The sequence below is a fragment of the Elstera sp. genome (assembly GCF_044372965.1).
Classification (GTDB): domain Bacteria; phylum Pseudomonadota; class Alphaproteobacteria; order Elsterales; family Elsteraceae; genus Elstera.
This window is the reverse complement of record NZ_JBILQX010000016.1, coordinates 1-21,576: the sequence shown is the minus strand read 5'-3', so window position 1 is coordinate 21,576 and position 21,576 is coordinate 1. Positions and strand designations below refer to the sequence as shown.

Sequence of the window (21,576 nt, the reverse complement as noted above, 5' to 3'; positions counted from 1 at the left end):
GTTATTGGAAGGAGTTTGGGACATGTCCCAAGTTGTTACGCTTCGCGCTTCGTTGCGTGAGCGGGCCGGAAAGGGGGCCGCCCGTGCCGCGCGTCGTGCTGGTCAAGTGCCGGCCGTCGTGTATGGCGATAAAAAGGCCCCTGTGATGATCGCGGTTGATCCGCGTGAACTGAATACCGAACTGCACAAGGGCGGCTTCTTTGCCCGCCTGTTCGATATCGACACCGGTAACGAAAAGCACCGCGTTCTGGCCCGTGATGTCCAGTTCCACCCGGTCACGGACCGTCCGGAACATGTGGACTTCCTGCGCGTCGGCGCGGATTCGACGATCTCGGTCGATGTCCCCGTGCATTTCATCAATCAGGAAAAGTCGCTTGGGATCAAAAAGGGCGGCCTGCTGAACATCGTTCAGCACACGGTCGAACTTGAAGTGAACGCGAACGACATTCCTGATCATCTGACGGTCGATCTGCTCAACGTAGACATCAACGGTTCCGTTCATGTCTCCATGCTGCAAATCCCGGCAGGGGCCAAGATTGTGGGCGGCGAGCGCGATTTCACCATCGCGACCATCGTTCCGGCCAGCGGCGGCGACGCCTAAAGCCTAAGGCGAAGCGATTCCCATGGCGGCCCCTTGGATTCTTGTCGGTCTCGGCAACCCAGGGGGCCACTATGCCCGCAATCGCCATAATATTGGCTTTCTCGCGGTCGATGAGATTGCCCGGCGCTATAATTTTACGCCGTTCCGGCCCACCAAGTTTCAGGGCGACCTGTCCGAAGGCAGCCTCGACGGCGTTAAGTGCCTGTTGGTCAAGCCCACCACTTATATGAATCTCTCCGGCGATTGCGTCGGCGCGATTATGCGCTTTTTCAAAGTGCCGCCCGAGCAGGTGATTGTGTTCCATGACGAGTTGGAACTGCCTGCCAGCAAATTCCGCGTTAAGCGCGGCGGCGGCCACGCTGGGCACAATGGCCTGAAATCCCTCGACGCCCATTGCACGCCCGAGTATTGGCGGGTGCGCCTCGGCATCGGCCATCCCGGCGATAAAGCCCGCGTCACCGCCCATGTGTTGAGCGATTTTGCAAAATCCGACGAAACTTGGCTGACCCCGCTGCTGGATGCGGTAATCGACGCCATTCCGCTTTTCGTTACGAAATCCGAACGAGAGTTTACCGAAAGCGTTTCGCGCAAGCTTACCCCGCCGAAGCCGCCGAAACCCGCCCCTGTGCCGCCGCGCGCCGGGGCTGCTGAGGGCGGCACGCCCTAATGGCGCAGCGCCGCCTGCCGCCCGCCGTGCTCGGCAGCTTCATTCTGCTGCTGCTGGCGAGTTTGATGGGCTTGGTTTTGGCGGGGCGCAGTGCCCCCGCCGTTTTGGCCCATCCCGATGTCACTCCGCTCCAGACTCTGGCCGCGACGCCGCCCGACTGGCAAACCGTGGTTCTGCTCGCCAGCCGCGAAACCGACCTGCCCGCCGCAGCGCTCTGGGCGAAGATCGACGCGGTTTCGACCTGGCCGGACTGGTCGCGCAGCGCCATCAGTTTATCTGAAAAGAAGGATGGTTCTGAAGGCGGAACGATCCGATTTCGAATCAATCTGCTCTACGGCTTACTGCCGTTCACCTACGATGCCCCGCGCCTCCCCCCTCTCGGCGGGCGCGAGGTGCGCTGGGGGCGGGCGCAGCCGGGCGCCGCAACGCTGTTTAGCTGGCGCGTGACGGAGCTTGGCGGCGGGCGCAGCCGGGTTTCCCTCACGGCCTATCTGCATGGTCCGGCCTATGGCGCGACGCGGGCGATTTTGGAAGGGGCGGGGCAGCGCCAGATTGATCTGATTGTCACGCATCTGCTCACCGCCGCCCGCTCCTAACCCCGCTCCCCAACTCCTTCCGAGACAAAAGCCGCAAAACCGGCTAAACCCACGCCCAACGATTATTCTGACCGCCTGCGCGCGGTATATGCCTGGGGACGCACGAGTATGGGTTTCAATTGCGGTATCGTCGGTCTGCCCAATGTGGGCAAATCGACCCTGTTCAACGCGCTGACCGCAACGGTGGCGGCCCAAGCGGCGAACTACCCGTTCTGCACGATCGAGCCGAACACCGGCATTGTCGCTGTGCCCGACCCGCGCCTCGATAAAATCGCCGCGATTGCTAAATCGGCAAAAATCATCCCAACGCAGCTTGAGTTCGTCGATATCGCTGGGCTGGTGCGCGGGGCGTCGAAGGGCGAAGGCTTGGGCAATCAATTCCTCGCCAATATCCGCGAGACTGACGCTATCGTCCACGTGCTGCGCTGCTTTGAAGACGGCGACATTACCCATGTCGAAGGTTCGGTCGATCCGATCCGCGACGCCGAAACGGTCGAAACCGAGTTGATGCTCGCGGATATGGAAAGCCTTGAGAAGCGCGAAGTGGCGCTGAATAAGCGCACCCGCGGCGGCGATAAGGAGGCCGTTGCGCTGCTGGCGCTGATGGTGCCGCTGCTGGCGGGCCTGCGCGAGGGCATCCCCGCCCGCCGCATCATCCGCGACTGGGATGCCGAGGCGAAGCGCAACGTGAAGCTACTCCAGCTTCTCACCTCCAAGCCCGTCGTTTACGTCTGCAATGTGAATGAGGAGGAAGCGGCCACCGGCAACGCCCTCTCCAACGCCGTCGCCGAGTATGCCAAGGCCGAAGGCGCGGCCCAGGTGGTTATCTCCGCCGCTATTGAAGCCGAAGTGGCGCAACTCGCTACCGAGGAAGAAAAGCAAGAGTTTCTGAGCGCCTTGGGCCTTGAGGAAACCGGCCTCGCCCGCGTCATCCGCGTCGGCTATAGCCTCTTGGGTCTGCTGACCTTCTTCACCGTCGGCCCGAAAGAAGCCCGCGCCTGGACCGTTCGCGATGGCGCAAAAGCGCCGGAAGCCGCCGGGGTTATTCATACCGATTTCGAAACGGGCTTTATCCGCGCCGAAACCATCGCCTATGCCGATTTCATCGCCTGCAATGGCGAAGCCGGTGCCAAGGAAGCGGGCAAGATGCGCCTGGAAGGCAAGGAATACCCGGTGCAGGACGGTGATATTTTCCACTTCCGCTTCAACGTCTAATCTTCCGCACAAAGCGCTCCAAAAGCTGCCCGATCAATGGTCGGGCAGCTTTTCCTTTGAGTGTCGCGCGCAAATTTTATTTCAATTTAAGAAGAATGCTTTCATAAAGAAATTCTCCTCAAGATTGTTTTTGTCATAGTCTACTCTTAGCCTAAGCCTCCGAAGCCCAATGACACTCGGTTTTTTAGCCGATCTTTGAGAGGGAAGAGGTTATGCTACGGTCTGTTCTTTGTACGATTACCCTGCTGACGGGTTTGCTCGGCGTCTTGCCTGCCGCCGCCGACGTTAAGCCCGACGTAACGGCCCTCGCCCAAACGCCCTATTCGGCGCTCTATGTCGGCAATAGCTTCTTTTATTATAACAACAGCCTGCATGCCCACGTTCGCGAGTTCGTTTTGCGCGCTGAATCCAAGAATGAATTTCGTTCTGTTTCAGCAACAATCAGCGCATCCGGCCTCAATTGGCACGATGTTGCCGCCTATTTCCGCCCCGATGCGGTCGGTAGCTACAGTTTCGATGCCAAGAACACAGTGATCTTCACTCCCAAAGGCAAAAAGCCCTTCGATGTGGCCATCATGATGGATTGCAGCCAATGCCCGGTGCATCCGGAACTGAAGGCGCTCTTCGTGGAGTATGCCGAAAAACACGCCGCAACCGTGCGCGCCAATGGGGCGGAGCCGGTGTTGTTCATGTCCTGGGCCTATCAGAACGTTCCCGAAATGACGGGTGAACTGGCCGATGCGTACACAGCAGTGGGCAATAAACTAAAGGCCCTGGTGATCCCCGCCGGGCTGGCGTTCGCCAAAGCCCAAGGCCAGTTCCCCGAAATCGGCCTGTACCAGAAAGACAAGCGCCACCCAACCTTGGCTGGCACTTATCTCGCCGCCGCCACGACCTACGCGACGCTCTTCGGCAAAACCCCGGAGGGGAATCGCTACACCGCCGATCTGCCCGATGAGGTCGCGACCAAGCTGCAAACCGCTGCATGGGCGGCTGTGCAAGCGTATTTCAAGAAGTAAGAGCCAGCCCCGCCCTACCCAATAAACTCCAGAACCCCGCCGCAGGCCTGCACCGGCGCGACGCGCAGGACCGAGCCAGGCAAGCTGTCGAAGGTAACGCCATTGGCGGTTAGAGCGGCGGCGGTTTGCGCTAGGTCCGCGCTGCGCAATGCCGTCGCCACAATCGTCGGGCTTTCCGGAAGGTCGGTGAGCGGCGGATAAAGGGTCGCGGCTTCTTCCGGCGTTACGAACAGCAGCACGCTGCCGTCCCCCAAATGAACCGCCCAGGCGTCGTCGGTCGGAACCACGGCAGAGCGACCGTAGATCGTCTCATAAGCACAGGCCACGGCTTCGGGGTTGTCGACGGCGATGGTGACGCTGGCGATACCCGTCACGGCGTTCGGGTGGGTATCCCAGCCCGGCTGGCGCAGTAACTCAGGGGTTAAGTGCTGGGTAAAAAAGCCGTTGATCGCGGGCAATTCTTCGGGGGGCAGGCGCAGCAGCGAGAAGGCGGGCTCCACCGGCGCGCCGCCCTCGGTTTCCAGCAGGCGTGCGAGGGCATGGGGGCCATCGGGATGCAGGCCGCGTTCGGTGAGGGATGCTGCAAGCGCCCCGGCTTCTTGGGTCGCCAGCGCAATCCCGAGCAACCCCTCACCGTGTTTCGCCAGGAAGCGGTCGAGATTATTGCTGAACTGGCTCGGGTCGATAATGCCGAGGAGCTCGAGATAGCCCTGACGGAGCATCACGCAGTAATTGGCCGTTCCCCAACCCTTGTGCCGCCCGCGCGGGGTGACGACAAAGCCAAGGCGGCGGAATTGCTCCCGCGCGGTTTCGAGATTGGCAACGCCATAAATCAAATGATCGAGACCCGACATCGGGCGTCTCCTTTCTTAGGCTAAAACCCGCGCCAGAAGGGGCTTCAGCGCGTCCAGCATTGCCGGGTCGCGCTGGGCGGGGGCGGTCATGATCGCGTGTTCAAGCGCCGTATCGCAGCCGTCGCGGCACAGGGTGCGCGGGGCGGCCAAATACGGCACGGTGGCTTGCAGCAAGTGCCGCACTTTCGCGGCATTCTGCCCCGCCACGCGGACCACTTGATCGACCGTCACCGCGTCGTGATCGGGGTGCCAACCGTCGAAATCCGTGACCATGGCGATGCTGGCGTAGCAAATCTCGGCCTCGCGAGCCAATTTTGCTTCCGGCATATTGGTCATGCCAATCACCGAACACCCCCACGACCGATACAGTTCGCTTTCAGCTTTCGTCGAGAATTGCGGCCCTTCCATGACCATATAGGTGCCGCCGCGCCGGATCGGCTGGCCGATCACCTCGGCAGCCGCCGCAATCGCATCGCCTAAACGCGAGCAGATCGGATGCGCCAAGGGCACATGCCCAACCAAGCCGGGGCCGAAGAAGCTTTTCTCGCGCGCAAACGTGCGGTCGATGAATTGATCGACCAGCACGAAGGTGCCCGGTGGCAAATCTTCTTTGAGGGAGCCCACCGCCGAGACCGACAGAATATCGGTGACGCCCAGCGCCTTCATCGCCCAGATATTGGCGCGGTAATTCACCGTGCTCGGCGTTTGCACATGCCCGCGCCCGTGCCGGGGCAGGAAGACCATGCGCACACCCGAAAGCTCGCCCACCAACAGCGCGTCGGACGGCGCGCCGAAGGGCGTGTGGATATCGCCCCATTCGGCCCCATGCAGCCCATCGAGACTATAAACCCCGCTACCGCCGATCACACCGAGGATCGGTGTTTTTGTGTGCTGATCCGCCATTATTTCCTCTCGACTGCCTTTGGCCGGAAGTCCGTGCTCTTGCCCGCCGCTCAAACGCCGCGCGCGCTAGAGAGTTCTTTGATTCGGCGAGGGCGTCAACCCGCAAGGCCTCCCATTGGTGGGGAGGGGGCTGCGCGTTCAAATCGGGGAAGGGGTGGACGCGCGTTTTGATCCCTGCTCGAACGCCACGATCACCGTGTAACGGTCGCCAATTCAGTGCAGGTTATCGCACTTGCACGATTCTGCTGCTCCCCATAATGTCCGAACGCCGCAGGATGGGGTGGCCGAATATCTCGACACTGCCGCTGCCCAAAATCGTAACATCTGCCTCTGTTTGTGCGGTTATTTGCGCGTCGCCACTACCGCGAATCGCAATCTCTGCGGACTTCGCTGTCAGGCCGTTGAGCCGCGCGGTCCCTGACCCCGCCATGTCCACCTTAACCGTATCGACCGCCCCGGCAGCCGTCACGTTACCACTTCCCCGGATGCTCAGCTTTAGCTGATGCTGGTTGATCTGCGATAAGCTTAAGGCGCTACTGCCGAGCAATTCCCAGTTCGTGATCGCGGGGGCTGACAGGCTAACATCGAGCCTTGAGGCAAATAGGCCGGGATCACAATCCAAGCTTAGTCGGCCGCCTTCTATGCGCACATGCTCGATTAGCGCAGGATCGCCACTGACGACAGCCGTCGCTGTATCGCCCGGTTGATACTGGACCGACGCCAGCAGATCAATGACGAGACTGTCGCTCGCGACAAACGGCAGGGTAACTTTCTCGCCCCCCGATACGCTGGAGCCACAGGTGGACGGCAAGGCTCCCCACAATTTCCGCGCGTCAGCCCACCCTCGCCCCGAGAGTCCGACCCCCAGGGTGAGAAAAACGGCGGCACCGATCAATCCCGTCGTTGCAACCAATGTTAATTTTCTAGCCAATTTCCGGCTCCTTCAACGGATGGTATGCAAACTCACACAGGACCCCGGTCCAAGTGAGCCAATCGAAAATGCAAACGTGCGTAATGGCCCAGGATGCGTATTCCCGCACCGAGGCCCATGAGCAACAAAGCACCGCCCCCGATGAATAAACTTACAAGTCCCGCACTAATTAATAAGTGCCCAATTATTGAACTCACGGGTCCACTCAAATGAAATGACAAGGTGGTGAGGGCGATCGTCACGCCCGAGACGCCGATGACCGCTAGTCCGATACCGAGACCGAGCGCTGTAACCAGCGTTATGAGGAGTAGCGGGACCAGAAAGAGAATATCGACGATGGCAAGGCCAGCGAGCGCGATCACCACGGCCAGCAAATTCGACACGCTCCAATGGGCCTCGAAACGGCGCAACCCGAGTTCGGCGCGCAGTTCCCGGGCAATCCTGGCCGGATCACCCAAGGCCGCCGCAACATCCTGCTCGCTGCGCCCAGTCGCGTCGGAGTCGGCGAAATAGGCCGCATAGTCGGCGACAATATTATTGATCTCCTGAGGCGGCAGACCGGCTAGTCCCCGTCGCAGCGCGCGCAAGAAAGCGTCCTTGGTCATGGTATATCCTCAAGAAGTTTATCAACGGCGGTCGCAAAAGCGCGCCAATCACGGCGATGGGCGTCGAAAACTGCCCTGCCCTGCGGCGTGAGCCCATAGTATTTGCGAGGCGGCCCGTTGCTGGACTCGACGATGCGGGTAGCGACTAGACCGTCATTCTGCATCCGGCGCATGAGCGGATAGATCGTACCTTCCCCCATGCCGACAGCGGCGACTAGGGTGCTCGCGATTTCATAACCATAGCTTTCCCCCCGCGACAGCACTGCTAGGACGCAAAGATCCAGCGCGCCTTTTCGCAATTGAACTTGGATCGAATCGGTCATGAACACCTCTGCTCTGGAAAATGAATATAACAAGCTACCTGTTTATGCAAGATACTAGTTTGAAATTTTGACGGGCATCCCCCCGCGATGCGCCGCAGGTGAGCCATAAGCCTTCTTAAGGTCAGAAAGAACTTGGGCGAGAGCGCTATCGCTCCGCGCCAAGGTGACACGATTGGCTATGCGCGCGCCAGCCTCGCGGGTTTAATCAGAAGCCCTAAAAAGCAACAAGCCGGGCAGTTTTGCCCGGCTTGCGCGGTCTTTCAGCCGTGAAAAGCGGCTTAGTGGATATCGGCCCACACGCGGCGCTTGGCCGCATAGAAGAAGCCCGTGGCCACGATAAGGAACAGGATGACCTGCACGCCCAACCGATGACGCTTCTCCAACTCCGGCTCGGCCGCCCAGTTCAAGAACACCGTCACATCGTGAGACATGTTGGCGACGGTCGCTTGCGTGCCGTCGGCAAAGGTCACTTGACCGTCGTTCAGCGGCTGCGGCATCGCAATTTTTAGACCGGGGAAATACTTATTATAGTATTGCCCATCCAAAAGTTGCACGTCCGCCGGAGCTTTTTCATAACCGACCAGCAGCGCATAGATGTAATCCGGCCCGCCGACGCGCGCCTTATTGATCAGCGACAGATCGGGCGGATAGGCACCGTTATTCGCCGCGCGTGAGGCGTTTTCGTTCGGATAGGGCTTTACGATGCGGTCGGACGGGCGGGCGGCCCGTTCGAACATTTCACCGGCATCGTTCGGGCCGTCCGTAACCTTATAGGCCGCCGCAATCGCCTTTACTTCCTCTTCCGAGAAACCAAGGTCGCGCAGATTGCGGTAAGAGACTAGCGACAGCGAATGGCACGCCGCGCAAACTTCCTTATAGACCTGGAAGCCGCGTTGCGCCGCCGCCCGGTCATAGGTGCCGAACACGCCGTAGAAGCCCCAGGACTGCTTCGGCAGGCTAACTTCCCCGCCAGCCGCTTGCGCACCCGAAACCAGACCGCCCGAAACAAGACCGAACGCAAGCCCGGCCGCCAGAACGAGTTTTTTCAACATTATGGTTTCTCCATGCGGGCACCCGCTGGCGCGGCTCCGCTACCCAAAACCGCCGCCGCAATCGACGAAGGCAAGGGCTTCGGCGTTTCAAGCTTACCCAGCAGCGGCAGCACAACGAGGAAATGCAGGAAGTAGTAAGCAGTCGCGATACGGCTGATGACCACATAGATGCCTTCGGCAGGCTTACCACCGGCCCAACCCAGGACGAAGCAATCCAGCACCAGCAGCCAGAAAAACCAGAAGTAAACCGGACGGAATTTCGTCGAACGGACCTTCGAGGTGTCAAGCCACGGCAGCACCGCCAGCACGCCAATCGCGGCAAACATAGCGAGCACGCCGCCAAGCTTGTCCGGAATCGAGCGCAGAATGGCGTAGAACGGCAGGAAGTACCATTCCGGCACAATGTGCGGCGGGGTTTGCATCGGGTTTGCCGGAATATAATTATCCGGCTCGCCGAAGAAGTTCGGTGCGAAGAAGACGAAGAAGGCGAAGATGATCGCGAAAACCCCGATCCCGAACAGGTCTTTGACCGTGTAATAGGGATGGAAGGGGATCTTGTCCTTATCGCTCTTCGCGTCGATGCCGAGCGGATTGTTCGAGCCGAACTGATGCAGCGCCGCGATGTGCAGGATCACCACGCCGACGATGACGAACGGCAGCAGAAAATGCAGTGCGAAGAAGCGGTTCAGCGTCGGATTATCCACCGAGAACCCGCCCCACAGCAGCGTCACAATCGATTCGCCGACAATCGGGAAGGCCGAGAAGAGGTTGGTGATAACGGTCGCGCCCCAGAAGCTCATCTGGCCCCACGGCAGCACATAGCCCATGAAGGCGGTCGCCATCATCAAGAGCAACAGCACGACGCCGAGAATCCACAGTAACTCGCGCGGGGCCTTGTAGGACCCGTAGTAGAGACCGCGGAAAATATGAATATAGACGACGATGAAGAACATCGATGCGCCATTCACATGGATATAGCGGATCATCCAGCCGCCATTCACGTCGCGCATGATGCGCTCGACGCTATTGAAGGCGAAATCCACATGGGCGGTGTAGTTCATGGCGAGGAAGATCCCAGACAGGATCATCACCACCAGCACCACGCCGGCCAAGGAACCGAAGTTCCAGAAATAATTCAGGTTGCGCGGCGTCGGATAGCCGCTGCCCACTGAATGATCCAGCAGGGTGAAGATCGGCAGGCGGCTGTCGATCCATTTCACCAGGCCATTTTGCTTGCCTGTCGTACTCATTCTTTGAACCCCTCCCGACCCATCAACCGATGCGCAGCGTCGTATCCGTCAGGAACGCATATTGTGGCACTTCCAGATTGCGCGGTGCCGGACCCTTGCGAATGCGGCCCGACGTATCATAGTGCGACCCGTGGCACGGGCAGAACCAGCCACCGAAATCGCCCTTGGCCTCGCCAACCTTCTGGCCGTTCGGAACGCACCCTAAGTGCGTGCAAACGCCCACGAGAACCAGCCATTCCGGCTTTTTCACGCGGTCTTTATCGGCCTGCGGGTCCGGCAATTCAGTCGAAGCGACCGTTTCGGCGGTTTTGATTTCTTCTTCCGTGCGGTGACGGATGAACACGGGCTTGCCGCGCCAGGTAACCGTCACGCTTTGGCCGACTTTGATTGCGCCGATATCGACTTCCGTCGAAGCGAGCGCCAGCGTGTCAGCCGCCGGATTCATGCTGTTGATGAACGGAAGAATGAAGGCGATAGCCCCGATCCCTCCCATCGCCCCAGCAGTGAGGGTGAGAAAATCACGGCGGGTTTCGCCGGTTTCTGCGGCATGTCCTTGGGCTTGATTGGCAGACTGAGCCATATGATCCGTCCTCGCGCGTCCCTTGTAGCAGGCCCCCTAAACTCAGGCCTTGTATCGGAGCCGATCTGCTCCCAGCTACATAAAGTAATCCGGAAGAAGGAAAGCGCGACAGGACGCCGCAGGCAACCATCGTATGACAGTTTCCAGCAGATTCCCCACACGTATCCCGGCAGACCGACCGAGCGTAGAGCCGGGTATAAAGGAATTCCCCCGATTTGCAAAGCGCTCGGATGTCGCGCTGGGATGGGGCTGGCAGCTCTAACGGGTAAAGGCTGCGATGCGCGCGGGATTGGGCGCGATATCGGACAGGCTCAAGGTGCCGCCGTGGCTGGTTGCAGCCAGCACCCCGGCGAGGGCGATAACGAACAGCGTTGCGGCAAAGAAGAAGCGTTCCATATCTTTCTCGGCTCCCCTGAAATCATAAATGTCCAAGGGGAAGGACAAGAGGAAACCTGCGCTTCTCGCCCGCAGAAATCCCGTTAATTCCCCGCCATGTTCCGGTAATCTTGCCCGCCATGCGCCTCATTCTGTTCCAGCCCGATATCCCCCAGAACACCGGCACGCTGCTGCGTCTTGCCGCCTGTTTTGGTTTGCCGGTCGATTTGATCGAGCCCTGCGGCTTCGTCTTCGGCGGCCCGCATATGCGCCGCGCCGGGATGGATTATCTCGATCAGGTCGACCTCACTCGGCACATGTCTTGGACTGCTTATCAAGCTCTCCCCCACGCGGGCCGCCTGATCGTGCTCTCGACCAAGGGCGAAACCCTGCTGACCGACGCGCAGTTTATGCCCGAAGACCGGCTGCTCCTGGGCCGCGAGAGCGCGGGCGTGCCGCCCGATGTGGCCGAGGCCGCCGAATGCCGCGTTCGTATTCCCTTGCGTCCCAATGCCCGCTCGTTAAATGTCGCCATCGCAGGGGCCATTGCGGTTAGCGAGGCCCTGCGCCAGACCGATGGGTTCTTGCAGTTGGGATGTTCTTAGAGAGTTGACGATGACCGAGCTTGAATCGCGCAAAGCCAGGGCCGCCGCCTGGTTCGAGAGCCTGCGGAACCAAATTTGCGCCGCCTTCGAGCAGTTGGAAGAGGATCTCACCGCAGGACCGCTCGCGGATAAGGCTCCAGGCCGCTTCGAGCGTAAACCGTGGAGCCGCGAGGGCGGTGGCGGCGGCGTGATGTCGCTCATGCGCGGGCGGGTGTTCGAGAAAGTCGGCGTTAATATCTCCACCGTCCACGGCACCTTCAGCGAAGAGTTCCGCCAGCAGATCCCCGGCACCAGCGAAACCGGCGCGTTTTGGGCCAGCGGCATTTCGCTCGTCGCCCATATGCACTCGCCGCTCGTGCCCGCCGTGCATATGAACACGCGGATGATTGTGACCTCTAAAGGCTGGTTCGGCGGCGGGGCGGATTTGACGCCGATGTTCCCCGACGATGCCGAAACCGAGGCCTTCCACGCCGGGCTGCGCGCCGCTTGCGACGCCCACGACCCGGCCTATTACCCCAAGTTTAAAGACTGGTGCGACCGCTACTTCTTTCTAAAGCATCGGGATGAGCCGCGCGGCATCGGCGGGATTTTTTACGATCAACTCGATAGCGGCGATTGGGAGGCGGATTTCGCCTTTACCCGCGATGTCGGCACCGCTTTCCTCAACACCTACCCCACCCTCGCCCGCCGCCGCCTGAACGAGCCTTGGACCGACGCGCAGCGCCACGCCCAGCTTGTGAAACGCGGGCGCTATGTAGAGTTCAACTTGCTCTACGACCGGGGCACCACCTTCGGCCTGAAAACCGGCGGCAATGTGGAGGCGATTCTCATGTCGCTGCCGCCCGCCGTAGCCTGGCCATAAGAACAACGACTTAAACCAAGCATGACAAAAGGCCGGAACTGTCGTTCCGGCCTGATGCGTTTTCTGAAGCACCTCGGTGCGCGCATCGTCTACGCGCACTGAGCCTGATCGGCGGTTGGTTAGACGGCCGCGAACTGGTTCATGGTGTTGTGCGCGCCCCCGGCCTTCAATGCGGCTTCGCGGGAGAAATATTCCTTGTGGTCGTCGCCGAGGTCGGAACCGGACATGTTCTGGTGCTTAACGCAGGCGATCCCTTCGCGGATTTCCTTGCGCTGCACATTGGCGACATACCCCAGCATCCCTTGGTCACCGAAATATTCCTTGGCGAGATTGTCGGTCGAAAGCGCCGCCGTATGGTAGGTCGGCAGGGTAATCAGATGATGGAAGATACCAGCGCGCTGCGAGGCGTCGTGTTGGAACGTCCGGATGCGTTCATCAGCCTCAATGCCCAATTCGGTCGTATCATAATCGACGCTCATCAGTTTCGCCCGGTCATAGGCGGCAACATCTTTGCCCGCTTCCTTCCAGGCGTCGTAAACCTGCTGACGGAAGTTGAGCGTCCAGTTGAACGACGGCGAATTATTGTAGACCAGCTTGGCGTTCGGAATAACTTCCCGGACCCGGTCCACCATGCTGGCGATTTGCTCGATATGCGGCTTTTCGGTTTCGATCCACAGCAGATCGGCCCCATGCTGAAGCGCATGGATGCAATCGAGCACGCACCGATCCGCACCCGTGCCTGGACGGAACTGGAACAGGTTGGACGGTAGGCGCTTCGGGCGCATCATCTTACCATCACGGACGAGGATAACGTCGCCATTCTGGGCGGTTGCGCCATCCACTTCCTCGCAATCGAGGTAGGAATTGTAAAGGTCGCCGATATCGCCCGGCTTATGGCTAACGGCGATCTGCTTGGTCAGGCCCGCGCCGAGCGAGTCGGTGCGTGCAACGATGATGCCGTCATCCACGCCGAGTTCCAGGAAGGCGTAGCGAATGGCCCGGATCTTGGCGATGAAATCTTCGTGCGGAACGGTGACTTTACCATCCTGATGGCCACACTGCTTTTCATCGGAAACTTGGTTTTCGATTTGCAGCGCGCAGGCGCCCGCTTCGATCATCTTCTTGGCGAGAAGATAGGTTGCTTCGGCATTGCCAAAACCCGCATCGATATCGGCGACGATCGGCACCACATGGGTTTGGTAGTTATCGATGGACTGCTGCAATTTGCGCTGACGAACCTCGTCGCCTGCGGCGCGCGCCGCATCAAGATCCCGGAAGATCATGCCGAGTTCACGCGCGTCCGCTTGGCGCAGGAAGGTATAGAGTTCTTCGATGAGCGCCGGAACGCTGGTCTTTTCATGCATCGATTGGTCGGGCAGCGGGCCGAAGTCAGACCGCAGTGCGGCAATCATCCAACCGGAGAGGTAGAGATACCGCCCCTTGGTCGAGCCGAAATGCTTTTTGATCGCAATCAGCTTCTGCTGGCCGATGAAACCATGCCAGCACCCGAGCGACTGCGTGTAGTTCTTGGCGTCCAGATCAAATGCCGCCATGTCTTCGCGCATAATCTTGGCCGTGTAACGGGCAATATCGAGCCCCGTGCGGAAGCGATTTTGCAGGCGCATCCGGGCCACCGCCTCGGCTTCCACACCATTCCACGTGTCATTTGCTTGAATGGTTTTTTGCGCATCTTCAATCGTAGAACGGTAGGGCATCATTCTTCTCCGCAGTGGGGGTCTTCCGATAGACATGACCTTACAGGGCGAAATGATGCACTGCGAGAGAAAACTGTGTATTTGTACGTTATGTTACAAAAATGAATTGTCTGTTTGAAAATATTTTTCAAAAAACAAAATATCCACTCTGCCCGAAACCTTCTCAGCAACCTGGCGTTCGCAGGGGCCGCCGCCAGGAAAACGACGATGCTTTCCTGCTTTTTATTGGCTCTGATTTTGGTGACGGCGGTGCGCGCCGCCGTGGCGTGGCGCTAGCCCTATGCAGCCGTGTTTCGGAGGCGTGTTTGATCGCCCCGACCAGCAAGGATACCTTCAACAGAAATATCCTCGTCCAAAGCTTCCCAATGCATTCCCAAGCGGCTTAACTCGTAATTTTCGCGCTGCTCGGGCGAACCATGAAGCAAGCGCGGAAACCACGCTAGGGGCACACCGACCGTCCGACCGTCCGTGAGTTCCACCCACATTGTGTCGGCGTCAAAACGAAGTGCCTTAGGCGAAATGCTCATGCCACGCCCCCTCGAATTTGGTTCTATGATCCTCAACGAGTATCTGAAGCCTGTTCAGCGTTCTAGCGTCGAAGCCTTCATTATAAGCTAGAATTTCGCCTCATCCCCTCCCTGCCGAACGTGGACATGGGGCGGCTCGCGTGGGTTACCCTCATCGCTGTAAAAGAAAAATCGATAACTCCCGTCCCGAAAAATCGTCGGCATTGGCTAACCTCGCCTTTGCAGATCCTTGACCAAACCGGTAGGCCAGTCCAAGACGGTATCGCACTCTCGATCAAGAAGCGATTCGCCGCAACATCCTTAGCCAATCGGCCTTTTATCGTCGATCACCTTGCCGTCGTTCGGAAGGCTTCCCGGCGCGACGATGAGCACCGTCGCACGCAGCTTGCACAGGGCCTGAAAACTCTCCGTTACCGCACCTGAAACCGCCGCATCGGCGCTTTCGACGGAGAGAATGGCGAGATCGAAATCGCCGTCTTTTTCGATCACCAAGCGGCCTTTGGTGAGGCCATGGCGTTTCAGCACCTCCGCCACTTGGGCGGGATGCACGAACATGCCCTTGATCTTGGCGGTTTGATCGGCCCGGCCCAGCCAGCCTTTCAAGCGCAGGCCCGTGCGCCCGCAAGCGCTTTGCCCCGGCAAGAAGGCCGACAGATCGCCGGTCGCAAAGCGGATCAGCGGGTAATCGGGGTTGAAGGAGGTCACGACCACTTCCCCCACCTCGCCCAGCGCAACGGGATCACCCGTACCGGGGCGAACAATTTCAACAATCACCTGCTCGTCGAGGATCATCCCCGCATCGGCGGCGCTTTCATAGGCGATCAGCCCCAGATCGGCGGTCGCATAGCATTGCAGCACTGAAACCCCGCGCTCGGCGAACCAAGCGCGCAAACTCGGCGGCAGCGCTTCGCCCGACACCAGCGCCCTTTTAAGGGAGGGCAACGGCGTGCCAAGCTCGGCGGCTTTTTCCAAAATGATCTTCAGGAAGGACGGGGTGCCGCCATAGCCCGCAGGCTGCAAATCGGCAATCGCCCTTACCTGCTGTTCGGTATTGCCAACGCCGCCGGGAAACACGGCGCAGCCCAAAGCATGCGCGCCGGTTTCGATCATCGAGCCCGCCGGGGTGAAGTGGTAGGCGAAGCAATTATGCACAATCTCGCCCGCCCGGAACCCGGCGGCATAGAGCGCGCGGGCAAAGCGCCACCAATCGGCCCGCTCGCCTTCGGGGTCGTAGATCGGGCCGGGGGAGGCAAAAACCCGCTTCAACTGGCCTGGCGGACGCGTGACCAGCCCCGCGAAGGGCAGGTTCGCCGCCTGGGCCGCAATCAGGTCGGACTTGCGGATGAGCGGCAGGGTCGCCAGCGCCGCGCCGTCGGTAATCGTGGCCGGATCGACGCCCGCCAGCGCCAAACCGGGGGCTTTGGCTTGCGCCAGCGCGATCAGCCCGGGCAGTTGCCCATAGAGGCGGGTTGCGCGGGCCTCGGGCGTTTCAGTTTCGAGGGCGTCGAAATGGCTCACAATCTTAAATCCAGCGTTTACGGCGTTTGAAGGATTTCAGGTTCTTGAACGAGCGCCGCTCTTCCCCGCCCCCGCCGCCGAGGTAGAATTCCTTTACATCCTCATTATTGGCGAGTTCTTCGGCAGTACCATCGAGCACGATTTTGCCCTGCTCCATGATGTAACCGTAGCTTGCGCAGGACAGCGCCATGCGGGCGTTTTGCTCCACCAGCAGAATGGTCACGCCCAAGTCGCGGTTGATCTGGCGGATGATCGAGAAAACTTCCTTCACCAGCAGCGGCGACAGGCCCATGGAGGGCTCATCCATCAGAATGAGTTTTGGACGCGCCATCAAGGCCCGGCCAATGGCGAGCATCTGTTGCTCGCCCCCCGAGAGATAGCCTGCAAGGCCCGTGCGCTCCTTGAGGCGCGGGAAAAACTCATAAACCCGGTCGATATCGCTATTGATTTCGCGGTCGCGGCGGGTGAAGGCCCCCAGCAGCAGATTCTCGCGGCAGGTCATATCGGCAACGATGCGGCGGCCTTCCATCACCTGAAAAATGCCGCGCCGGACGATTTGGCCAGGATCGAGCCCGCTCACCGTCTCGCCGCGAAACTGCACCGAACCGCGCGTGATCGCCCCGTCTTCGGCCTTCAGTAGGCCGGAAATCGCCTTCAGCGTCGTCGATTTACCGGCGCCATTGGCGCCGAGCAGGGCGACGATTTCCCCCTCTGGCACGGCAAGGCTTAGGCCGCGCAGCACCAGAATCACGTCGCTATAAACGACTTCGATATTGTTGACCGACAGCAGCGGCGGGGCCGCGTCCGGCTTCGGAGCATCCAACTTTTGGGCAACTTGGGTCACATCTCTCCCCTTTCCCAGCAGCCCCCGGCCCCTCTGTACGAGAGACCGGGGGTGGCAGAATTTACCAGCCGAGCAGGTCGAGCTTGCGTTCCAGCTTCACGTCCGCCGCTTTTTCAAGCTTGATCACCTTGCCGATCAGGTCCGGCAGGGCGGCATCAGTATTCCCGGACACGGTGGTCTTGAACAGGGCCACGTCCAGCGTCGGGCGGTGATCGTCTTCGGTCCAGGTGACGGGACGGCAGACGCCTTCAAGGCCCGCCGGAACCCAATCCTTCTTCTGATAGAAGGCTTTTTTCACGTTCGGGCCGGAAACGCCGCCGTTCTTATCGGCCCATTCCAGCGCTTCCTTCATGTAGTAGGAGGCGCAGATACCGGCCACATAGTGCAGCGACCGATAGCCGCCCGCCGCATCGGAGCGCTTGGCGATATCCCGCACCAGCTTCATGCCGGGCACATCCGCGCCCCACAGAACATCGGTGCGCATGGGATAGACGACATTATTCCCAGCAATCCCGGCGGCCTTCAGCGCGTTTTCGTCAACGCCCCAAACATTGCCAAGGAATTGAATATCGAGCCCCGCCGTTTGGCAGGCCTTCATGACGGCGACATTGGACGCCGCCGTATTGCCCAAATAGGCGTAGTTCGCGCCCGATTGCTTCAGCGTCAGGCACTGCGCGGTGAAATCACCCGGCGCGAGGGGGAACTGGATGGCCGGAAGCACGTCGAACCCCGCCGCCTTAGCGGCTTCTTCCCCGGCGGCCTTAGGGGCGTTCGGGTAGGGGTGATTCGCGCCCATGTGCACATATTTCGGCGCACCGGCCTTGCCCTTGGCTTTCCAGTCGGTGGCGGCCCACTGCACCATTGCGCGCGCCGCATCGGAATAACTCGGCCCGTAGAAGAAGTTATAGGGCGTCGCCTTTTCCGTGCGCGGGCCTTTTTTCATCGGGTCAGTCAACTGGCCCGCGTAGGAGCCGGAGAGGTAGGGGATTTCATCCTGCGTGACGAAATTCACCAAAGCTTCAGTATCGGCCGTGCCCCAGCCCATGATGGCGGAGATTTTCGGGCTTTCGCCGGTCCATTTTTTATAGGTCGCCAGCGCGCGCGGCACTTGGTAGCCGTAATCGACCGTGTCGATATCGACCTTTTTACCATTCACGCCGCCATTGGCATTGATATGGGCGAAGGCTTCCGCCACGCCTTCCCCGAACGGCTTGCCGATGTCCGACGTGCCGCCGGTGTAATCGGCCAAATGACCAATCTTGATTTGAGCGGCGGCGACGCCCGGAACGGCGAGCGCCAGAACAAGCCCAGTCGCGGTGAGTAATTGTTGAACGCGCATAGTTTCCTCCCAGTGGATTGTGTGCGTTGAGGCCCAGTCTCTTATTGGCTTTGCGCCTTTTTTTAGTAAGAGAAGGGGTAGAGCTTCCAGTAAGCCTTAATCTGCTTCCACCGATGAGCGAGCCCATCGGGTTCGAAGATCAGGAACAGGATAATCGTGGACCCGATGGCGATTTCGCGCAAATAGGAGACATTCGCCCGCAGGCCCAAGGCGGTATCGATGAAGGTCCCCGACAGCAACCGCGTCGCCGCGTCCATCGCTTCGGGCAGCAGCACCATGAAGGCCGTTCCCATCAGCGTGCCCATCACCGAGCCCAAACCGCCGATGATGATCATACCGAGGAACTGGATAGACAGCAGAATGGTAAAGCCTTCGACCGAAACGAACTGGGCGTAATGGGCGGACAGCGCCCCGCCGATACCCGCGAAAAAGGCCGAGAGACCAAAGGAGAGCACCCGATATTTCATCAGGTTGATCCCCATCATTTCCGCCGACAAATAATGGTCGCGCACGGCGATTAAGGCCCGCCCGTCGCGGGTTCGCATCAAGTTAGCAACCGCAACGAAGGATATCACCAGATAAAAGAGCACGACGTAGAAGTAACTCTTATCATTGGTGAACTGATAGCCGAACAGCGAAAAAGGCTCCGCATGCGCCCCGGCAACCCCGCCGGTAAACCATTCGGCCCGCGCAAAGAAATCTTGCAAGATGATCTGCGCCGCCAGCGTCGCGATAGCAAGATACAGCCCCTTCAACCGCCCTGCGGGCAGGCCGAACAACAGCCCCACCGCCGTGGTCATCACCCCCGCCAGCGGAATGGCGAAGAACACCGGAATGCCGTGATTGCTGATCCAGGCCGAGGCGAAGGCCCCAAAGCCGAAGAACGCCGCGTGCCCAATCGAAATCTGCCCAGTAAACCCAACGACGATGTTCAGCCCCAGCGCGGCAATCGCGTAATAGCCGATCTGGATGAACAGCGAGAGCAGGTAATTGCTGAGAATGAAGGGCGAGACGATGAGCAGCGCCACCCCCAGCACCGCAAACAAAAACGAGTTCCGTGTATCGAAAATATGCGTATCCGCCCCGTAGGTGGTTCGGAAGTCCCCGCAAGGGCGCATGCTTACACCAGCCATGATCATTCCCCTGAAAGGTTAAACGCGCTCGATATCTTTGGTGCCGAACAGGCCATACGGCTTGATCATCAAAATCAGGATCAGCACGTAGAACGGCGCCACCTCGTACATGTTCCCCCAGTTGAGGAACTGACTGTCGATGTAATGGGCGAAATTCTCTAAGAGACCGACGATCAACCCGCCGACGACCGCGCCGATCACCGAATCGAGCCCGCCGAGAATCACCGCCGGGAAAACCTTGATCCCGAAAGCCGACAGCGCCGACGACACACCATTCACGAGCGCAACGACAACACCCGCAACCGTGGACACCATCGCCGAAATTGCCCAGGCGAGCGCAAACACGTGTTTGATCGAAATCCCTAAGCTCTGCGCCGCCTGCTGGTTATAGGCCGTTGCCCGCATGGCAAGCCCATAGCGCGTATACTTAAAGAAATAGGCAAACCCGGCCATGATGACGACCGAAACGGCCAGCGAGAGCCCATAGGCGGTTTTCACCTGCAAGCCGAAGAGGCTGAAGGATTGCTTCTCGAAAATCTGCGGGAAGGCTTGGGCGTAGACGCCAAAGCCCCATTTCATCGCGGCCTGGAACACGATGGACAGACCAATCGTGACCATGATGACCGAGATAATCGGCTCCCCAATCAAAGGCCGCAGCACCACCACCTGCAACAGCACGCCGAAGGCGGCCATGAAGGCGAGGGTGAGCAGGAAACCGATGAAGAAGGGCACCTGGTATTTCGTGAGGAAAAACCAGCACACCCAGGCCCCGATCAGCAAAAACTCGCCCTGGGCGAAGTTGACCACTTGGCTGGCCTTATAGATCAGCACGAAACACATGCCGACGACGCCGTAGAGCGTGCCGACGATCAAGCCGTTGAGCAGCAGTTGCCCGAGCAGGGTAAGATCCATCTTCGTGCCCCCCTATGCCGCCCGTGGTCGCGCACCGCCGCTGGCTCTGCCAGAAGCTTCGCGCAGATCGATCACGCGCACGCTGGTTTTAATCCGTTGCTTGGTGCCGTCTTGGAACACGATGGTCGTGTCGATGGGAACGATATCCACATCCCCATAAACGGCCTGAATAATGTCGGCGTATTTCTCGTTGACCACGCCGCGCCGCACTTTGCGGGTGCGCGTCAACTCGCCATCGTCGGCATCCAGTTCCTTATAGAGCAGCAGGAACTTGCGGATACGCTGGAACTCCGGCAGCCCTTCGTTGATCTTCATCACTTCCCGGTGCAGCAGCGCGTAGGTTTCATCCTTCGCCGATAGATCGGAATAGGTCGTGAAGGAAATCCGGTTCTTTTCCGCCCATTTGGAGACGACCGGATAGCGAATGCAGATCATCGCCGCCAAATAATCGCGGTGATCGCCCAAGATAACCGCTTCGGCCACATAGGGGCTGAACTTCAGCTTATTTTCGATATAGGCGGTCGAGAAGCGCGCGCCGCTGCTGGTGGTGGCGATATCCTTGATACGGTCGATCACCGTCAAATGGCCCTTCTTATCGAAGTAGCCCGCATCGCCCGTATGCATCCAACCGTCGCGAATATCGGCTTGCGACGCCGCTTCGTTGCGGAAATAGCCGGTGAACATATTGGGATGGCGCGTGACGATTTCGCCGATGCCGTTTTGGTCCGGCGCATCAATGCGGATATCGATCGTATTATCGAAGGCAACCCCGACCGTATCGAAATCCACTTCCCCCGCCCGGTGGATAGTATAGGCCCCCATCGTCTCGGTCTGGCCGTAGAGCTGGCGCAACGGTACGCCCATCGCCTGGAAGAATTTGAAGGTATCTGGCCCCAAGGCCGCGCCGCCGGTTGCCGCCGAGCGCAGGCGGGTGAAGCCTAGCCGGTCGCGCAACGCCCGGAACAGGATGAAATCCGCCAAGGCCGACCGCCGCCCATCGGCCAAGGCCTTTTGCCCGAGCTTCATGCCGAACTCGTACATCACCCGCTTCAGGCGGCTCGAATCCATAATCTTAGCGCGCACGTCGCCCGCGATGCTCTCCCAGACGCGCGGCGCGAGCAACGCGAAGGTCGGGCCGATCTCGCGCATA

26 protein-coding genes are annotated in these 21,576 nt (G+C 59.7%); 8 read left to right on the top strand and 18 right to left on the bottom strand.

The features are described from left to right. The first annotated feature begins 22 nt into the window (after nucleotides 1-22). The 5 genes from ACIQ36_RS04150 to ACIQ36_RS04130 all read left to right on the top strand — a co-directional run bounded on the left by ACIQ36_RS04150 (nucleotide 23) and on the right by ACIQ36_RS04130 (nucleotide 4,098). Nucleotides 23-601 carry a 50S ribosomal protein L25/general stress protein Ctc gene (locus ACIQ36_RS04150; protein ID WP_395826209.1) on the top strand — a complete coding sequence of 193 codons (579 nt, stop codon included), beginning with the start codon at nucleotides 23-25 and terminating at the stop codon, nucleotides 599-601. Between the two features lie 22 nt (nucleotides 602-623). Further along, entirely contained in the window at nucleotides 624-1,268 is a 645-nt protein-coding gene (pth, locus tag ACIQ36_RS04145) for an aminoacyl-tRNA hydrolase (protein WP_395826207.1), read from the top strand. Continuing rightward, nucleotides 1,268-1,864, top strand: a complete 597-nt coding sequence (locus ACIQ36_RS04140) for an SRPBCC family protein (protein ID WP_395826205.1) — start codon at nucleotides 1,268-1,270, stop codon at nucleotides 1,862-1,864. The genes pth and ACIQ36_RS04140 overlap by 1 nt, the downstream gene beginning before the upstream one ends. A 108-nt stretch (nucleotides 1,865-1,972) precedes the next feature. Next, complete coding sequence (gene ychF / locus ACIQ36_RS04135; protein WP_395826203.1) at nucleotides 1,973-3,079, top strand: redox-regulated ATPase YchF; 1,107 nt, start codon at nucleotides 1,973-1,975, stop codon at nucleotides 3,077-3,079. 212 nt (nucleotides 3,080-3,291) lie between these two features. After that, a complete protein-coding gene (locus ACIQ36_RS04130) occupies nucleotides 3,292-4,098 on the top strand; it encodes a hypothetical protein (protein WP_395826201.1) in 807 nt (268 codons plus the stop codon). Between the two features lie 14 nt (nucleotides 4,099-4,112). Here the strand turns inward: ACIQ36_RS04130 and ACIQ36_RS04125 are convergent, their stop codons facing one another. The 9 genes from ACIQ36_RS04125 to ACIQ36_RS04085 form a co-directional block, all read right to left on the bottom strand. Next, entirely contained in the window at nucleotides 4,113-4,952 is an 840-nt protein-coding gene (locus ACIQ36_RS04125) for a VOC family protein (RefSeq protein WP_395826199.1), read from the bottom strand. Between the two features lie 15 nt (nucleotides 4,953-4,967). Further along, on the bottom strand, nucleotides 4,968-5,855 hold the full coding sequence (locus ACIQ36_RS04120; RefSeq protein ID WP_395826197.1) for an S-methyl-5'-thioadenosine phosphorylase: 888 nt from the start codon (nucleotides 5,853-5,855) through the stop codon (nucleotides 4,968-4,970). Between the two features lie 223 nt (nucleotides 5,856-6,078). Continuing rightward, nucleotides 6,079-6,786 carry a GIN domain-containing protein gene (locus ACIQ36_RS04115; protein WP_395826195.1) on the bottom strand — a complete coding sequence of 236 codons (708 nt, stop codon included), beginning with the start codon at nucleotides 6,784-6,786 and terminating at the stop codon, nucleotides 6,079-6,081. Nucleotides 6,787-6,818: 32 nt separating this feature from the next. Continuing rightward, the gene (locus tag ACIQ36_RS04110) at nucleotides 6,819-7,391 is read right to left on the bottom strand and encodes a DUF1700 domain-containing protein (protein WP_395826193.1); all 573 of its coding nucleotides are present in this window, start codon (nucleotides 7,389-7,391) and stop codon (nucleotides 6,819-6,821) included. Then, nucleotides 7,388-7,714: a PadR family transcriptional regulator gene (locus tag ACIQ36_RS04105; protein ID WP_395826191.1), complete on the bottom strand. Its 327-nt coding sequence runs from the start codon at nucleotides 7,712-7,714 to the stop codon at nucleotides 7,388-7,390. The genes ACIQ36_RS04110 and ACIQ36_RS04105 overlap by 4 nt, the downstream gene beginning before the upstream one ends. A 278-nt stretch (nucleotides 7,715-7,992) precedes the next feature. After that, nucleotides 7,993-8,766 carry a cytochrome c1 gene (locus ACIQ36_RS04100; RefSeq protein WP_395826189.1) on the bottom strand — a complete coding sequence of 258 codons (774 nt, stop codon included), beginning with the start codon at nucleotides 8,764-8,766 and terminating at the stop codon, nucleotides 7,993-7,995. Continuing rightward, nucleotides 8,766-10,016 carry a cytochrome bc complex cytochrome b subunit gene (locus ACIQ36_RS04095; protein ID WP_395826187.1) on the bottom strand — a complete coding sequence of 417 codons (1,251 nt, stop codon included), beginning with the start codon at nucleotides 10,014-10,016 and terminating at the stop codon, nucleotides 8,766-8,768. The genes ACIQ36_RS04100 and ACIQ36_RS04095 overlap by 1 nt, the downstream gene beginning before the upstream one ends. A 22-nt stretch (nucleotides 10,017-10,038) precedes the next feature. Continuing rightward, on the bottom strand, nucleotides 10,039-10,596 hold the full coding sequence (gene petA / locus ACIQ36_RS04090) for a ubiquinol-cytochrome c reductase iron-sulfur subunit (RefSeq protein ID WP_395826185.1): 558 nt from the start codon (nucleotides 10,594-10,596) through the stop codon (nucleotides 10,039-10,041). A 258-nt stretch (nucleotides 10,597-10,854) separates the two neighbouring features. Beyond that, nucleotides 10,855-10,992 (bottom strand): hypothetical protein, encoded by a 138-nt coding sequence (locus ACIQ36_RS04085; RefSeq protein WP_395826183.1) that lies wholly within the window; start codon nucleotides 10,990-10,992, stop codon nucleotides 10,855-10,857. 119 nt (nucleotides 10,993-11,111) lie between these two features. Between ACIQ36_RS04085 and ACIQ36_RS04080 the strand changes: the two genes are divergently transcribed. Both ACIQ36_RS04080 and hemF read left to right on the top strand, forming a co-directional pair. Then, complete coding sequence (locus tag ACIQ36_RS04080) at nucleotides 11,112-11,576, top strand: tRNA (cytidine(34)-2'-O)-methyltransferase (RefSeq protein WP_395826181.1); 465 nt, start codon at nucleotides 11,112-11,114, stop codon at nucleotides 11,574-11,576. Nucleotides 11,577-11,586: 10 nt separating this feature from the next. Then, the gene (hemF, locus tag ACIQ36_RS04075) at nucleotides 11,587-12,438 is read left to right on the top strand and encodes an oxygen-dependent coproporphyrinogen oxidase (RefSeq protein WP_395826179.1); all 852 of its coding nucleotides are present in this window, start codon (nucleotides 11,587-11,589) and stop codon (nucleotides 12,436-12,438) included. Nucleotides 12,439-12,557: 119 nt separating this feature from the next. Here hemF and ACIQ36_RS04070 read toward each other — a convergent pair whose 3' ends face one another. After that, nucleotides 12,558-14,153 carry an isocitrate lyase gene (locus ACIQ36_RS04070; protein ID WP_395826177.1) on the bottom strand — a complete coding sequence of 532 codons (1,596 nt, stop codon included), beginning with the start codon at nucleotides 14,151-14,153 and terminating at the stop codon, nucleotides 12,558-12,560. A 101-nt stretch (nucleotides 14,154-14,254) separates the two neighbouring features. On the opposite strand from ACIQ36_RS04070, the gene ACIQ36_RS04065 reads away from it, so the two are divergent. Beyond that, nucleotides 14,255-14,539: a hypothetical protein gene (locus tag ACIQ36_RS04065; RefSeq protein WP_395826244.1), complete on the top strand. Its 285-nt coding sequence runs from the start codon at nucleotides 14,255-14,257 to the stop codon at nucleotides 14,537-14,539. Here the strand turns inward: ACIQ36_RS04065 and ACIQ36_RS04060 are convergent. The 8 genes from ACIQ36_RS04060 to ACIQ36_RS04025 all read right to left on the bottom strand — a co-directional run. Next, entirely contained in the window at nucleotides 14,432-14,680 is a 249-nt protein-coding gene (locus ACIQ36_RS04060) for a DUF2442 domain-containing protein (RefSeq protein ID WP_395826175.1), read from the bottom strand. The genes ACIQ36_RS04065 and ACIQ36_RS04060 overlap by 108 nt on opposite strands. 87 nt (nucleotides 14,681-14,767) lie before the next feature. Continuing rightward, complete coding sequence (locus ACIQ36_RS04055) at nucleotides 14,768-14,884, bottom strand: DUF4160 domain-containing protein (protein WP_395826173.1); 117 nt, start codon at nucleotides 14,882-14,884, stop codon at nucleotides 14,768-14,770. A gap of 96 nt (nucleotides 14,885-14,980) precedes the next feature. After that, on the bottom strand, nucleotides 14,981-16,201 hold the full coding sequence (locus ACIQ36_RS04050) for a phenylacetate--CoA ligase family protein (protein ID WP_395826240.1): 1,221 nt from the start codon (nucleotides 16,199-16,201) through the stop codon (nucleotides 14,981-14,983). Between the two features lies 1 nt (nucleotide 16,202). Beyond that, the gene (locus ACIQ36_RS04045) at nucleotides 16,203-17,042 is read right to left on the bottom strand and encodes an ABC transporter ATP-binding protein (protein ID WP_395826171.1); all 840 of its coding nucleotides are present in this window, start codon (nucleotides 17,040-17,042) and stop codon (nucleotides 16,203-16,205) included. A 61-nt stretch (nucleotides 17,043-17,103) separates the two neighbouring features. After that, nucleotides 17,104-18,381: an ABC transporter substrate-binding protein gene (locus ACIQ36_RS04040; RefSeq protein ID WP_395826169.1), complete on the bottom strand. Its 1,278-nt coding sequence runs from the start codon at nucleotides 18,379-18,381 to the stop codon at nucleotides 17,104-17,106. 62 nt (nucleotides 18,382-18,443) lie between these two features. Beyond that, nucleotides 18,444-19,514, bottom strand: a complete 1,071-nt coding sequence (locus tag ACIQ36_RS04035; protein WP_395826167.1) for a branched-chain amino acid ABC transporter permease — start codon at nucleotides 19,512-19,514, stop codon at nucleotides 18,444-18,446. Nucleotides 19,515-19,532: 18 nt separating this feature from the next. Then, a complete protein-coding gene (locus ACIQ36_RS04030) occupies nucleotides 19,533-20,426 on the bottom strand; it encodes a branched-chain amino acid ABC transporter permease (protein ID WP_395826165.1) in 894 nt (297 codons plus the stop codon). Between the two features lie 12 nt (nucleotides 20,427-20,438). Further along, nucleotides 20,439-21,576: AMP-binding protein (locus tag ACIQ36_RS04025; protein ID WP_395826163.1), on the bottom strand; the 1,138-nt coding region annotated here is incomplete at its 5' end.